15 protein-coding genes and 2 riboswitches are annotated in these 12,443 nt (G+C 42.2%); of the genes, 8 read left to right on the top strand and 7 right to left on the bottom strand.

Translation table 11 applies throughout. The annotated features are described in order from the left end of the window. The first annotated feature begins 6 nt into the window (after nt 1-6). Nucleotides 7-789, top strand: a complete 783-nt coding sequence (locus tag MKY20_RS01760) for a TerC family protein (RefSeq protein ID WP_009335911.1) — start codon at nt 7-9, stop codon at nt 787-789. A 52-nt stretch (nt 790-841) separates the two neighbouring features. Here the strand turns inward: MKY20_RS01760 and MKY20_RS01755 are convergent, their stop codons facing one another. Together MKY20_RS01755 and MKY20_RS01750 are read right to left on the bottom strand one after the other, a co-directional pair. Continuing rightward, nucleotides 842-1,390 carry a GNAT family N-acetyltransferase gene (locus MKY20_RS01755; protein ID WP_192908066.1) on the bottom strand — a complete coding sequence of 183 codons (549 nt, stop codon included), beginning with the start codon at nt 1,388-1,390 and terminating at the stop codon, nt 842-844. A 99-nt stretch (nt 1,391-1,489) separates the two neighbouring features. Continuing rightward, nucleotides 1,490-1,885 carry a VOC family protein gene (locus MKY20_RS01750; protein WP_009335909.1) on the bottom strand — a complete coding sequence of 132 codons (396 nt, stop codon included), beginning with the start codon at nt 1,883-1,885 and terminating at the stop codon, nt 1,490-1,492. Nucleotides 1,886-2,015: 130 nt separating this feature from the next. Here MKY20_RS01750 and MKY20_RS01745 point away from each other — a divergent pair, with 130 nt between their 5' ends. After that, nucleotides 2,016-2,153, top strand: coding sequence for a hypothetical protein (locus MKY20_RS01745; RefSeq protein ID WP_019380083.1), 138 nt, complete (start codon nt 2,016-2,018; stop codon nt 2,151-2,153). Nucleotides 2,154-2,284: 131 nt separating this feature from the next. Further along, nucleotides 2,285-3,118 (top strand): TVP38/TMEM64 family protein, encoded by an 834-nt coding sequence (locus tag MKY20_RS01740; RefSeq protein WP_009335908.1) that lies wholly within the window; start codon nt 2,285-2,287, stop codon nt 3,116-3,118. Nucleotides 3,119-3,193: 75 nt separating this feature from the next. On the opposite strand, the gene MKY20_RS01735 is transcribed toward MKY20_RS01740, so the two are convergent. After that, nucleotides 3,194-3,565 carry a PaaI family thioesterase gene (locus MKY20_RS01735; RefSeq protein ID WP_226280665.1) on the bottom strand — a complete coding sequence of 124 codons (372 nt, stop codon included), beginning with the start codon at nt 3,563-3,565 and terminating at the stop codon, nt 3,194-3,196. Between the two features lie 186 nt (nt 3,566-3,751). On the opposite strand from MKY20_RS01735, the gene MKY20_RS01730 reads away from it, so the two are divergent. From MKY20_RS01730 to tenA, 3 genes are all read left to right on the top strand, one after another. After that, complete coding sequence (locus tag MKY20_RS01730; protein WP_071156456.1) at nt 3,752-4,861, top strand: alpha-hydroxy-acid oxidizing protein; 1,110 nt, start codon at nt 3,752-3,754, stop codon at nt 4,859-4,861. A gap of 128 nt (nt 4,862-4,989) precedes the next feature. Further along, nucleotides 4,990-5,106, top strand: a riboswitch (TPP riboswitch). Nucleotides 5,107-5,218: 112 nt separating this feature from the next. Further along, the gene (gene thiW, locus MKY20_RS01725) at nt 5,219-5,707 is read left to right on the top strand and encodes an energy coupling factor transporter S component ThiW (RefSeq protein ID WP_251175351.1); all 489 of its coding nucleotides are present in this window, start codon (nt 5,219-5,221) and stop codon (nt 5,705-5,707) included. Nucleotides 5,708-5,856: 149 nt separating this feature from the next. Beyond that, a riboswitch (TPP riboswitch) is annotated at nt 5,857-5,958 on the top strand. A 58-nt stretch (nt 5,959-6,016) separates the two neighbouring features. Next, the gene (gene tenA, locus MKY20_RS01720; protein ID WP_251175350.1) at nt 6,017-6,706 is read left to right on the top strand and encodes a thiaminase II; all 690 of its coding nucleotides are present in this window, start codon (nt 6,017-6,019) and stop codon (nt 6,704-6,706) included. Nucleotides 6,707-7,068: 362 nt separating this feature from the next. Here the strand turns inward: tenA and MKY20_RS01715 are convergent, their stop codons facing one another. Continuing rightward, the gene (locus MKY20_RS01715; RefSeq protein WP_251175349.1) at nt 7,069-7,776 is read right to left on the bottom strand and encodes a DUF1287 domain-containing protein; all 708 of its coding nucleotides are present in this window, start codon (nt 7,774-7,776) and stop codon (nt 7,069-7,071) included. Between the two features lie 103 nt (nt 7,777-7,879). On the opposite strand from MKY20_RS01715, the gene MKY20_RS01710 reads away from it, so the two are divergent. Together MKY20_RS01710 and MKY20_RS01705 are read left to right on the top strand one after the other, a co-directional pair. Continuing rightward, a complete protein-coding gene (locus tag MKY20_RS01710) occupies nt 7,880-8,713 on the top strand; it encodes a TIM barrel protein (protein WP_251175348.1) in 834 nt (277 codons plus the stop codon). A 491-nt stretch (nt 8,714-9,204) separates the two neighbouring features. Next, nucleotides 9,205-9,675 (top strand): DUF6843 domain-containing protein, encoded by a 471-nt coding sequence (locus MKY20_RS01705; protein ID WP_251175347.1) that lies wholly within the window; start codon nt 9,205-9,207, stop codon nt 9,673-9,675. 78 nt (nt 9,676-9,753) lie between these two features. Here the strand turns inward: MKY20_RS01705 and MKY20_RS01700 are convergent, their stop codons facing one another. Genes MKY20_RS01700 through MKY20_RS01690 form a run of 3 tightly spaced genes read right to left on the bottom strand, consistent with a single transcriptional unit; the run spans nt 9,754 to nt 12,207 of the window. After that, on the bottom strand, nt 9,754-10,899 hold the full coding sequence (locus tag MKY20_RS01700) for an MGDG synthase family glycosyltransferase (RefSeq protein ID WP_192908072.1): 1,146 nt from the start codon (nt 10,897-10,899) through the stop codon (nt 9,754-9,756). A gap of 16 nt (nt 10,900-10,915) precedes the next feature. Beyond that, nucleotides 10,916-11,503 carry a DedA family protein gene (locus MKY20_RS01695; protein ID WP_192908073.1) on the bottom strand — a complete coding sequence of 196 codons (588 nt, stop codon included), beginning with the start codon at nt 11,501-11,503 and terminating at the stop codon, nt 10,916-10,918. Beyond that, a complete protein-coding gene (locus tag MKY20_RS01690; protein ID WP_009335898.1) occupies nt 11,500-12,207 on the bottom strand; it encodes a polysaccharide deacetylase family protein in 708 nt (235 codons plus the stop codon). The genes MKY20_RS01695 and MKY20_RS01690 overlap by 4 nt, the downstream gene beginning before the upstream one ends. Nucleotides 12,208-12,443: the final 236 nt, after the last annotated feature.

The raw sequence follows: 12,443 nt of genomic DNA, 5'->3' as shown, positions 1-12,443 counted from the left end.
GTTTAGATGGAATTATCACTAATACTTGAGTATGGATGGGTATTGCTGCTGCTTGTGGCGCTGGAGGGTTTATTGGCTGCTGATAACGCGCTGGTGCTGGCGATTATGGTTAAGCATCTTCCGGAGGAGCAGAGGAAGAAGGCTTTATTTTACGGGTTAGCTGGAGCGTTTGTTTTCCGCTTTGGATCGTTATTTGCGATTTCATATCTAGTAGATGTATGGCAGGTTCAAGCCATTGGAGCGCTATACCTTCTGTTTATCGCTGCTAATCATATATTAAGAAAATTCCTTGTAAAAAAAGGCGAGGAAGAAGCAGGAGTAACGAAAGAAAAGAAACAATCTGGTTTTTGGCTGACAGTATTTAAGGTTGAGCTGGCTGATATTGCATTCGCTGTAGATTCCATTCTGGCAGCGGTCGCTCTGGCCGTGGCCCTTCCGGATTCAGGACTTGGCCATATAGGCGGACTTGACGGCGGAAAGTTCTTTGTCATCTTTGCCGGGGGTATGATCGGATTGATCATTATGCGTTTTGCTGCAAACCTCTTTGTCGATCTGCTTCACAGGAGACCTGGACTTGAGGTTGCAGCATTTGGTATTGTCGGCTGGGTTGGTGTCAAACTGGCTGTCTATACAATGTCCCATCCGGCGCTGGCGATCCTGCCTGAAGGATTTGCCAAATCGACCGAATGGAAAACTACTTTCTATGTAGTCTTAATTGGAATAGCATTAGCTGGATGGTTTCTTTCCAAGGAAAAACAGGAAGTGCCGGCTGAAGAAAAAGCAAGCTAAATCAAACAGGGCGGAGTATACCGCCCTGTTTTTTATGTAGAGGATCATTCAATCAAATGTTTGATTGAATACCCATGAGCCCGGGTCTGGCCTGCCATTCAGCTTTCAGGATGCTCATTTCTATCAAGTTCCAATATTTATTTCTAACTTTATTGGTCTGCCTAAGAAGTCCCTCTTTTTGGAACCCTGCCTGCTCGTAAATCTTAATAGCAGGCAAATTAAAATCAAAAACCCCAAGGCTGATTCTATTTAATTTCAGCTCTTGGAAGGCAAAGTTCAGGATTTGATGAATCATTTCTGAAGCATACCCTTTCCCCCGTGCTGTGGGGCTGATGAAAACCTTGCCAATCCTCGCAGTTTCGTTGACACGGTCAACTCTGCCAAGGGAAATATGACCGACGATTTCATCGTTTGCCAAAACTTTGCAGATATATTCCGAGCTGGTTTCCAGATTTGCAGAGCTTATATACTTAGCAAGCTGCTCATGATTAAGGGGGAATTTGAAATGGGCACCGCTCCACTGAACCATTAATTCCGGTGTACTGATCCAGCTGATGAGCAAATCGAAATCTTTTTCTGTAAAAGGTTCTAATCTTACCATGGGAATCTCCTTCTTATTAATCATCTGAATTCGCAGTTTTTCAACCTTTTTCCCTTTTACCAGCCTGGTTTGTAAATTGAGGCTTGAGGCTTTTTTTCTTTATTGGCCTTTATGCAGCACGTTGCATGCGCTAAGCAGATTGCCATCCGGATCCTTAAAGCCAAATCCTCCAAAGCCATGTTCCTCATTAATATTAAGCGGACCAACTTCAATGTTTTTCACCTGCAGCCAATGATGGAACTCTTCTAAGGATTGTGTATAGAAATCAATGATGCTGTGTTCGACACCATTATGGGAATTGGAAAAAGATAATGACTTTCTGTCTTCGGTTTCTACAAGGAAGATTGTTGGAACACCCTTTGCTTGAAAGCTTAGCATAGCATTTTTCTCACCTTTGAATTCAACTTTAACACCAAGAACCTCTACATAAAATGCTACTGACCGCTCCAAGTTTGAAACTGGTATCTCAACAGTAGCAATATGTGAAATAAACATTTGGACCCTCCTTTTATATCGAGTTTTTTACCTATTTTACAGAGTGCAGGAAAAATCCTGCTAATTATGCGTGAAATGAAAGTAATGAGTACATATTAATTTAAAGAACCATAAGGAAGGAGCAAATGAGTTGTCTGGAAAAGATGAGCAAAATAAGAAACAGACACAAGGCCCAAAAGAAGAGAGGGAACTTGTCAATGAGTTTGGAAAGTATAAAGGGGATCAGCCGGTTCCGCAGCCTAAGGATTATGATGAGATAGAGTATTAAAAAAGCAGGATAAGTCCTGCTTTTTTAATATTTAAGTCTCTGGCCTTAGCTTATTTTAATGCTAAGGGAGCTTAATCCTCTTTGTATTCTCTTCTAAACTATAGTTAAGAAAAGCAAGAAGGGGAAAATGTATGAATGGAAAAATTGAAGTTAGTTTTCATGGACTTATCATTTTATTAGCATTGTATATATTGTTTAATTATATGCCGACACTTTTGCCGGCTTATAAATGGGGTATTATTGCAGGCATGGCTGCCATATTAGTGATGGATTTTTACTTTTTTGCTGCAGGCAAGTTATCCCGATTGAAATACAGCAGACTGGCACTTATTTATATGTTCTGTCTGCTGTTAATAGTTTTTATGACCTTTTATTTAACAAAAATACTTGTTTTGACTGATGCCTATGGGCTCGAGAGAATGCTGAGGGAATATGAAGCGGAGGGCAAGCTCATCTTTTTCCTGGTTTGCTTTTTACAGCCTATTCTGTTGCCGCTTCCTGAAGCCGTAACACTGCCTGCCGGAAGTGCCGTATTCGGTCCCGCAGCCGCTGCCTTTCTTGGATTTACAGGTACACTTTCGGGGATTATTGTTATGTTCTTGACTGCAAGGATAGGAGGATTAAAGCTTGTATCCCGGTTTATAAAAGAGCGGCATCTGATCAAATACCAAAAATACATGGAGAAAAATGAAAACACCATACTAATGCTGATGTTTGTTATTCCGATATTGCCGGATGAGATCATTTGTGTTGGAGCAGGAATGGGTGGTGTTTCATTTAAAAAGTTCCTGGGAATTGCGTCTATTTCCAAAATGTTAACTTCCTTGCTGCTGGCTTACTCGCTTTCATTGGCCAATGCCTTATCTTTATCTGGCTCACAGCTTTTATTAGTCGTTTCGGTTGTGATAGGGGTATTTTACAGTGTATCCCACTTGTATAAAAAGAAGAAGGATAGAAACTATTAGGACTGTCTTTAACCTTTAATGGTTCCTCCTATCGCTGTCAGCGAAACTATTCAGGCAACGATAGGATTAATCACTTTAGATAGATGCGAAGATTCCCGATGCTTTGGCGACCAGCTGATCCTGGTCGTTATAAATCAGGCAGTCTGTGTGGTTGAGGGTGCGCCCCCTCTTCACAAGGTGAGCATTGGCGATAAGAAATTCACCTGTCGCCCCCTTTAGGAAAGTGACCTTTAAATCAGCTGTCACCACGGATTGCATCTGGTTTTCATCCGGCTCGAAAATATTCCCCATCGCTACATCCGCAAGAGTGGAAATGACGCCTCCATGAACCAGCCCCGCGCTGTTAATAAAGAGCGGCTGAATTGGCAAAGTCACTTTCATATTGCTTTCACTGACTCTTTCGTAATGGAATTTCAGAAATTCATCAAAAGGCTGTTTGATTAACATTTTGTACACTCCAATTTCATTAAGGTTAAAATGTTTATTCATGATTTTTTGTGAAATCCCTGCTTATTGCGGCTAATTTGTATAGGAAAGGCTGTAACTGCGAATTTATGATTTTATTAGATGGTTTCATAAAATCTGAAAAAGTGTTATTATTTTCAATAAATTCAAAAAAGGCAGGGCTGGAATATGGCAAAAGTAGAGAATATTAGTTTCGCAGAAAACTTTCCTATTTCATTTAAGGAACTGGAAGAAGAAGCAGAGAAAGTGATGGGAGCTGGCGGATTTGGCTATGTCCAATCAGGAGCCGGGGGAGAAGAAACGCTGAAAAAGAATATCGAATCCTTTGCAAAATACTCAATTGTACCGAGGATGCTTAGAGATGTATCAGTGCCGGATATAAGTGTGAATTTATTTGGAAAAACGTATCCTTATCCAGTATTCCTTGCACCTATAGGAATGCAGCGTCTTGAACACAGTGAGGGAGAGCTTGCATCTGCCCGGGCGGCAGCTTCGTTTGGAATTCCTTTTATCCAGAGCACGGTATCCAGTTATTCCATTGAAGAAATCGCAAATGCAACAGGCACGAGTCCAAAATGGTTCCAATTATATTGGTCCAATTATGAAGATGCTGCGTTCAGTATGGTGCGCCGGGCGGAGGAATCAGGCTATGAAGCAATTGTGTTAACAGTAGATACGGTGATGATGGGGTGGAGGGAAGCTGATCTAAGAAACAATTTTTCACCGTTAAAGCTTGGCTATGGAAAAGCAAACTATGAGAGTGACCCGGTCTTTATGGCCACTCTCCATGACGGTGATGTAGTTCAGGGAATCCTTGATAATATCCATCATCCAACCTTGAGCTGGGAGCATATTGCTAGGTTAAAAGAGAAAACAAATCTGCCGATTCTATTAAAGGGTATTCTCCATCCCGAAGATGCCAGGCTGGCCGTTGAAAAAGGGATAGACGGAATCATAGTCTCCAATCATGGCGGCAGGCAGCTTGATGGAGTGATTGCGGCGATTGATGCGCTTGGACCGGTTGTGAAGGAAGTCAAAGGAAGAATTCCAGTATTGTTTGACAGCGGCATTCGCCGCGGTTCCGATGTGGTCAAAGCACTGGCATTAGGAGCCGACGCAGTTTGCCTGGGAAGGCCGTATGTGTACGGTTTGGCCATTGGCGGGCAGAATGGAGTTGAAAAAGTACTTGCCAACTTTATTGAAGAAACAAAAGTGTCACTTTCTCTGGCAGGAGTCGGGAGTCTAAAGGAAATGGCAAGTCTGAAGCTACTTCGATAGTTTCTCAGCAGAAATCGAAGAGCGCTTAATACATTGATTGCACCAAGAAAAGTATATAAGCAAAAAGATTGATGACAGTGCCGGAATAATTTGTTAAGCTTGAGATAGCTTATCAAACTAAATATCTATGCAGCTACTAGGGGTGCCCCGAATGTGCGGGCTGAGAGGAAAGCGCGTTATAGCTTTCTGACTCTTATGGACCTGATCTGGTTAATGCCAGCGGAGGGAAGTAGGATTTGACTATATGTCAATTCATATACTTAAACCAAGCCAGGTCCTTAAGGGAATCTGGCTTTTTTGTATACATACTTCCCATCCTGATAAGCAATCAGGCGGCCCTTTAGAAAGGAGGTTTAGATGAACAGAACCCGATTGTTAACTACGATGGCTTTATTTGTAGCAATTGGGACACTGGGATCCCATTTGCTCTGGTTTCCGGCAGGCATAGCCAAGGCCTATCCGGTGCAGCATGCGGTGAATGTATTGGCAGCGGTGACGCTTGGCCCCCTGCCTGCAGCAGCTGTGGCATTTATGATTGGCCTGCTTCGTAATTTGCTTGGATTCGGGACGCTGCTTGCGTTTCCAGGCGGCATGATCGGAGCGTTTTTGGCAGGTGTGCTTTATTTGAAGTTCGGCCGGAAAATATGGGCTGCTGTAGGAGAAGTGGTAGGTACCGGCATAATCGGTGCATTGTTTGCAGTCCCTTTTGCAAAGGTTCTCATGGGAAGCGCAGCTGGGGCATTCTTCTTTGTGCCGCCATTCCTGGTCAGCAGCATTGCCGGTGCGGCCATAGGCTGGATGGTTTTGGCAAAGGTTAAAGAGAAGAATCTGGTTCAGAATATATGATGATTTTGAGCTGGCGAAGCTGGATGAGTAAGCAGCATAGTAAAGAAATCTGACTTAATGAGCGATTTTCAAGAGTTATAAGCGAAATCCCAAATTTATGAGAGAAAAACGTCAAGTTAGAAAATCGGTAAAAAACAATTAAAATGTTAGAAAACTGCTAGGGGCGCTACGGCTGAGATAAGGAGCTTTTCCTTTGTCCCTTGGAACCTGATCTGGATAATGCCAGCGCAGGGAAGCAGTGAGGACCTCGTTTTATATCCTCATGCTTTTTCCCCGGCAGCTTCTGTAATTAATAAGGAGGCTATTTTTATGACTTTTTCAGAGATTCTGCGCAAGGAAAATGAAGATTTGTTTCAGCTGATATTTGAGCACCCATTTGTCCAGGGTATCGGGAGAGGGGACGTGCCGAAAGAGGCACTGGCCCATTACATTAAAGCGGACTTTGAGTATCTGAATGCGTTCATGCATATTTATGGGATTGCCATTTCAAAGTCAGCAGAGCGTAAGGATATTGCATATTTTAATCAGCAAATAGAATTTGTATTGAACAGCGAAGTACATCCCCACCATAATTTCTGCCAGCAGATTGGCGTGGATTACGAGGCATTGCAGGGCTATCCGCTCCCTCCAACAGCTGATCATTATGTTAAGCATATGATGTATCATGCCCACACAGGCGGCATGGGTGAAATCCTTGCTGCATTATTGCCTTGTCCATGGACTTATTGGGAGATTGGGCTTGAACTCATGAAGCAATATGAGCCAGATGAGAACCATCCGTTTTATCCATGGATCTCTTTTTACGCAAATTTAAGGGTCGAAGCTGTGACCATGAATATGAGAAACCGTTTGGATGAGCTTGCTGATGCGGCATCACCGGAAGAAAGGCAGCGAATGAAGGATGCTTTCCGAAAAAGCTGCCAGCTGGAGCTTGGCTTCTGGGAGATGGCTTACACCTGCGAAGAGTGGCCGGCAGGCAATCCTTCAGCAGTAAGATAAGAAAAGCGCAAGCGCCTCGCTCAAAAAGGAACGCAGGCTAAGAGCGCAACGTCCTCCCAAAAGCTACCGCTTTCGGTCGTGCGATGTATCGCTGCCGTAGCTTTCCTTGTCCTGTGGCAACGTCTGCATGACCCACATCCTCCCATAATCTGCCGCTTTTGGTCGTGCGATGATTATGCTGACGAAGCCTTCCTTGTCCTGCGGGCCTCAGGGATAAGACGGTTCCTTATGGCCCCGGGTTCCTAGGAGCCGGAGCTAGACAAGCTTGTGACCTCAAGGGGGGAGGCTGCTTGCGCTAGACAGTTATCGAAGTTCAAAATTTTATACTTTCGTATTTAATAAGAAAAACGCCTGCATCTGCTTTATGGCAGTGCAGGCGTTTTTTCAAAATCCCATCTGTAATGAGCGGTAATAGGAGTCTTAAAAGAAGAGAGTTTTACTTCTGCTGCAAATGGTGTGGAGTTATGTATGACATATGGAATGCCATCTTTCGTCCGTTTGTCAGATATGATGGCAACATGGTCGAATTTAGGAGAAAGGAAAACCACAATGTCACCCGGCTGCCATTGCTGAAGGTTCTTAATATCTCCTGGAATCAGTTCTGTTGTTAATGACTTTGCGAAGCGGCTGAAAAAGACATTCTGGTTTGGCACCCTCCTGAAATCAATGTTTGGATCAGGATTGCCCTTCACTCTTGAATACAAGTCCGTATTCTCGGCGATATCCTGATCAATAAGATCCTTTATGGTTACATCAGCCCCCTGGAAACCCCTCCAAACCACATCTGTACAGACACCTTCACCATCGGGCGGATATCCTCCCGCATAGTAGGCACTTTTATATGGCGTGCGCTGTTCCACTTCTTTTCTGGCTGTCAGGACCATATCAAGCGGATCGGCAATGCCGTTTTGATTAGAATCGGCCTTTGAATAAGCAGCAGGCACTTCCATTTTCTTAGCCAAAGGATTTTCAAAATGAATGCCGATGGAATCCAGAATGATTCCGCTTCGGAAAAAAAGAATGAATAATAACAGTACTGCGATAATGGAACCAAACACTCTTTTTATCATAAAAGTCTCCTCATGTATTTTAATGATTAGACGGCACTATTTTCCAATAAGTTACATGAGGTATGATAAGATTGCTATAAGAATACATAAGAGAGGGGATATCATGGCTCATCATATAGGGATATCGGGAAGCGTCATTTTGTCAGACAGCAAGCTGTTTCCTGAACTTTTTAAACGTCATTTGCCGCATATTGAGATAGGCGAATTTCAAGATGAAGAATCTTTCCGCTGTTTTATTGAAATGCTGGGTAAAACAAACAAAAGCTTTGGTTTTCATTCGCCTCTTTTCCGGGGACAAAGCAAATACGATCTGCTGGAAAAGATCCGTATAAATCCGAAGGAAGCCTGGATCCAGTTTGAGACGGAAGTGGAAAGAATGTCCCGGCTTGGAGCTGAATACATATTGGTGCACTTTCCTTACTTTAAAAAGGAAACCAATGGGAATCCAGCAGAGATCATTGAGGAGGGACTCAAGAAACTCAGTTTTTTTCAGAGTAAGTATGGGATTATGATTGTGTGTGAACCTAAATTGGGATTCCAGCAATCGCCAGCAGGGATTCATTATCTTGACCGCTTTCCTGTAGAGACATGGAAGAAATACGGACTCAGCCTCTGTGTCGATATTGGGGATTATATATTGGCCGCAGGCGAGAAGGCCATAAATTATATAGAAAAATGGTCCGAGTTTGTAAGAGTGGTCCATTTACATAATGTTGAATATCAGGGTGATAAATATATTTGGGTGCCTGTGCATCCATCTCATGAGAATGATGGCAATCATCATAAAATTAAGAAGCTGATGGATTTTTTAGCTAAAGAATGCAAGGATGTATTTTTTGTCATGGAATACACTCCACACACGAACCCTCCGGAAAAAATGGTAGAAGAAGGGATCGGGTGGGCAATAGAGGTGATTGAGGAAGGGTCTGTTAGTTAAGGAAGCAGGCCGCCTGGCATTAATTTTGTGCACGTTGAAAATAAAAGGTTAATGATACCTTGTATGTATGCTTAGTTATATGTGAAATTAATCACAACAGAGAGAGGAGGTTCATTTATTTCTTATGCTGGGATTTAAAATAAAAACGGCCCTGCAGGCTTCCATTCTTTTTACATTTGGTTTTTGGCTTCTCTTTTTCTTGTCTGAAGGGGAACTGTTTTCTTTCTTCCTGATTATGATTTTTTTTTTACTGCTTTTTCGGAAATGTGATATACGGTGTTCCAGTGTCGCTGCTTTCTGAGGTTTTTACTAAGAATCTAGCAATATGGCGGTTTCCCGCGGCGGCATTTATACATACCATTTTGGCTGCTGTCACTTATTTTATTATGGAAGGGTTTGCTTTTTACATATTAATTGCTTCGGTGCTTTTCTTTTTAGTGGACGAGTGGCGGAAATGGGACCGCGAGATGCCAGGGGGGTGGAGGATTGCCTTGAATGCAGCTGGTCTTCTCATCGCCTGCCTGCTGCCGATGGGGGGCTTTTGGATGCTTCAGCAGGCAGATTTGGAAGAAAAAACTCATGATCTTTATCTGATTCCAAAAGGGTATGCTGGTCAGGTGAGAATTGTTCATGAAATAGAGAATGCCCCTGTGCCTGTGACAGAAGGGAAGTACGATGTATTACGGGTGAATGATAGAGGATATGCCATTACCTCTTTACCGCAAAGTAAAGGATATATTGATGATTTGTACTATTATGTGGATAAAAAGGGGAAGCGTGAAGCGATATCAGAAAGCTGTATTTCATATGGCGGATCAGGCGGTGTACAGGGAGATGGTTATGAATATTCGTATACCTATTTTTCGGTTGGCTGTGATGAGAACATGGATGATCAAGGAACTAGCCCTGGGATTGAGGATATTCTTTATGAAGAGGGTTTGATTAATCAAACGTTTGATTGAAATGGAAAACAGCCTGAAGATTCCAGGCTGTTAATTATTTATCGCAGTCTTACTTCCAGAGCCCAGCTGAGCGAAGTTTCACTTTAAAGTGGGGATAGCTCTTATGGAATGTACAGTTTCAGGCGTTTTTCTGCCGGTGCTTTTAATTGACATGAACATGGCATAGTCCAATGGGCAATTGACTTTTGCCAGATAGGAATCAATGTGTTTTCTTAGACTAAGTATAGCTTCTTCATTATTAAGCTGTTCAGCAATGTGCTTGTCATTAATGACAAGCACCAGATTTTTCTCAAGCAAATAGTCCAAATTGATTTCCTCTTGTCCGGGGAGTGAGGTATGGACCAGAATCGGAAGTTTCTTTTGCAGTGCTTCACTAATTGTAACTCCGCCTGGTTTGGTCAAAATAGCATCGGCTTTATTATATAGCTGGTTCATTTCAAAAGGGTCTTCAATATATCCAATGGGCTCGATATGCTTTGAATCGAGTGCTTGGAGTGAGCTATATAATTCGTCATTATTTCCGCAAAGGATCAGAAATCGAATATGAGGAACCTTCTGCATAGCGACTATAAAATCACAGTTTACTAAGCCGCTGTTTCCTCCTGCAACCAGAATATGGCGTATCCGGTTATCTTTCTTAAATGGAACCTGAAGGTGATACGCAGAATGAACCGGTATGCCTGTTACAAAAATTTGCTCATCAGGAATATTGTGCTTTTTAATAAGCTTTTCCTTCGCCTCGGGATGAGGTACGAAATGAAAATCAATTCCCCGTTTTCCCCATATATCATTAATAAAAAAATCCGTGTAAACATTCACCGCCGTGACGTCCCGGTATCGTCCCTTTTGCTTTAGTGAACTGATGATTCCAGATGGAAAAGAATGAGTGCAAAATATTAAATCCGGATTTTCTTCATCAAGGAACTTCTGCATTTTTCGTTCAAAATAATAGGATAGAACCTGTAAATCAGGCTGCAATTTAAAAGGGTGCTGCTTATACATAATGGTGTAATATAATGCCCTGTAAAGGAAAGGGGCACCCAGGAAACCTTTTAAATATATCCCTGATACCAGCTTCTCAAGCTTATCACTGCAATAGGAAAGAAAGTCGACTATTTTGATTTCAGCATCAGGATATTGGCTTTGAATATTATCCTGAATTGTTTTGGCAACTTTTGAATGTCCCGTGGGGAATTGAAATAATGGGAGCAGCAGAACTTTCATAATACCCTCCTCTCTGTCACTTGGATTTATTTTTTGCATACTTAAAGAGCATGTAGATTGCGAATATAACTAATAATAAAACCCCGAGATATGGAACATATTCAGGATTTATATCAAATAGGCTTCCTGCAAAGTATCCCGCGGCAATTATAGGGAGCACCCAGCTAAGGGAGCCTGCAGCAGAATATAGAAGGTACTGATGAAAAGGAACTTTTGAAATGCCGGCAAAGTAAGGGCTTATCTGACGTATTCCCGGCATATAAAAACCAGCAAAGATCATGAATCGATGATTCTCCATGTACTTTTTCTGGGCGGTATTCCATCTCTGTTCCGTGATCCCAATATATCTGCCATATTTTTTGAGAAAGGGCGTACCTGCTTTTTTACCGATCCAATACGCTGAAAGCATCCCAAGCAGCACACCTGCTTCTGCACAGACAGCGGATTCGGCAAAGCTTAGTTGATGATTTCCAATTAACACGCCAATCAGGAATAATAGCGATTCTTCCGGAGCAGGAATGCCGACAATCCCGAAAAATAAAAATAAAAAGATAATCCAATACCCGTAGGACGAAATAAATTCAATAATTGTTTCAGTACTCATGTGCGATGCCCCTGATATCCTTCTTTTAAAGAAACAAAATGGATCCCTTTTAGTGCTGACTGCTGCAAATACTGGTCCAGATGGCCGATCATATATTCAGGTGCATTGGAGTCTGCGCCAAGAGTTTCACCGCTGTCGTGGAGAAGAAAAATCCGGCCAGGCACGGTTTCTTTTGCCAGCGACTTTGAAAGGGTGTTCCTGATATGCTGGATCTTCCAATCCTTAAAAATGCCCGACCACATAATAATCTTATACTTTCTTGCCATCCAGAGGGTAAATAAATTGAAGTGTCCCCATGGCGGACGATAAAAATAGACTTCTTCATTAATCGTTTCTTCAATAACTTGTTTTGTTTGCTCCAGCTGTTTTTTTAAAGATCCCGGTGAAAGGATCCAGCTTGAGACATGCCTATAATGATGGATGCCAATTGTATGACCATCCGCCTGCATTCTTTTAAGCAGCAGCGGATGCTTGGCTGCTTTTTCCCCGACAACAAAAAAGGCTGCCTTTGCTTCATGCTTTTTTAAGACATCCAGAAGCCTCGCTGTATATTGTGGATCCGGGCCATCATCAAAGGTTAAAGCAATGGAATTGGGTTCGGTTATTTCTTTTACAATTCCCCAATTCAGCGATCGTATGAGTACAGTGGGCAGAACTGCGTAACTAATAAATATAATCAGTGCGGCGGTAAAAAAATAAATCATGCAAACTAGATCCTTTCCGGCGGTGTATCACTTATTTTCATTCCCCTTTTATAGTGAGGGTAACCTTAATGTTCATAGTGAATGTAATGAAAATAGAATTTAGATTCATTATTCCAGTCATCTCAAAAGGGTGGGATGGTTTTATCATATAAAAAATCTGAAGGAAGTCAATGGAGAGGATGGATATTAAAGAGGAAAGCGATGTCCAATTCAATCAAACGTTTGATTGAACTAAC

This window comes from Cytobacillus sp. FSL W8-0315, from assembly GCF_038002905.1.
Lineage (GTDB): Bacteria > Bacillota > Bacilli > Bacillales > Cytobacillaceae > Cytobacillus > Cytobacillus pseudoceanisediminis.
The sequence above is the reverse complement of the archived record's forward strand: the minus strand, read 5'-3'. Positions and strand labels throughout refer to the sequence as shown.

Excerpts from the sequence above, each read along its gene's own strand:
- MKY20_RS01750 (WP_009335909.1), bottom strand. The coding sequence starts at position 1,885 with ATGTTTATTTCACATATTGCTACTGTTGAGATACCAGTTTCAAACTTG.
- MKY20_RS01755 (WP_192908066.1), bottom strand. The coding sequence starts at position 1,390 with ATGGTAAGATTAGAACCTTTTACAGAAAAAGATTTCGATTTGCTCATC.
- MKY20_RS01710 (WP_251175348.1), top strand. The coding sequence starts at position 7,880 with ATGGCTCATCATATAGGGATATCGGGAAGCGTCATTTTGTCAGACAGC.
- MKY20_RS01690 (WP_009335898.1), bottom strand. The coding sequence starts at position 12,207 with ATGATTTATTTTTTTACCGCCGCACTGATTATATTTATTAGTTACGCA.
- MKY20_RS01730 (WP_071156456.1), top strand. The coding sequence starts at position 3,752 with ATGGCAAAAGTAGAGAATATTAGTTTCGCAGAAAACTTTCCTATTTCA.
- MKY20_RS01715 (WP_251175349.1), bottom strand. The coding sequence starts at position 7,776 with ATGATAAAAAGAGTGTTTGGTTCCATTATCGCAGTACTGTTATTATTC.
- thiW (WP_251175351.1), top strand. The coding sequence starts at position 5,219 with ATGAACAGAACCCGATTGTTAACTACGATGGCTTTATTTGTAGCAATT.
- MKY20_RS01700 (WP_192908072.1), bottom strand. The coding sequence starts at position 10,899 with ATGAAAGTTCTGCTGCTCCCATTATTTCAATTCCCCACGGGACATTCA.
- MKY20_RS01760 (WP_009335911.1), top strand. The coding sequence starts at position 7 with ATGGAATTATCACTAATACTTGAGTATGGATGGGTATTGCTGCTGCTT.
- MKY20_RS01740 (WP_009335908.1), top strand. The coding sequence starts at position 2,285 with ATGAATGGAAAAATTGAAGTTAGTTTTCATGGACTTATCATTTTATTA.
- MKY20_RS01735 (WP_226280665.1), bottom strand. The coding sequence starts at position 3,565 with ATGTTAATCAAACAGCCTTTTGATGAATTTCTGAAATTCCATTACGAA.
- MKY20_RS01695 (WP_192908073.1), bottom strand. The coding sequence starts at position 11,503 with ATGAGTACTGAAACAATTATTGAATTTATTTCGTCCTACGGGTATTGG.
- tenA (WP_251175350.1), top strand. The coding sequence starts at position 6,017 with ATGACTTTTTCAGAGATTCTGCGCAAGGAAAATGAAGATTTGTTTCAG.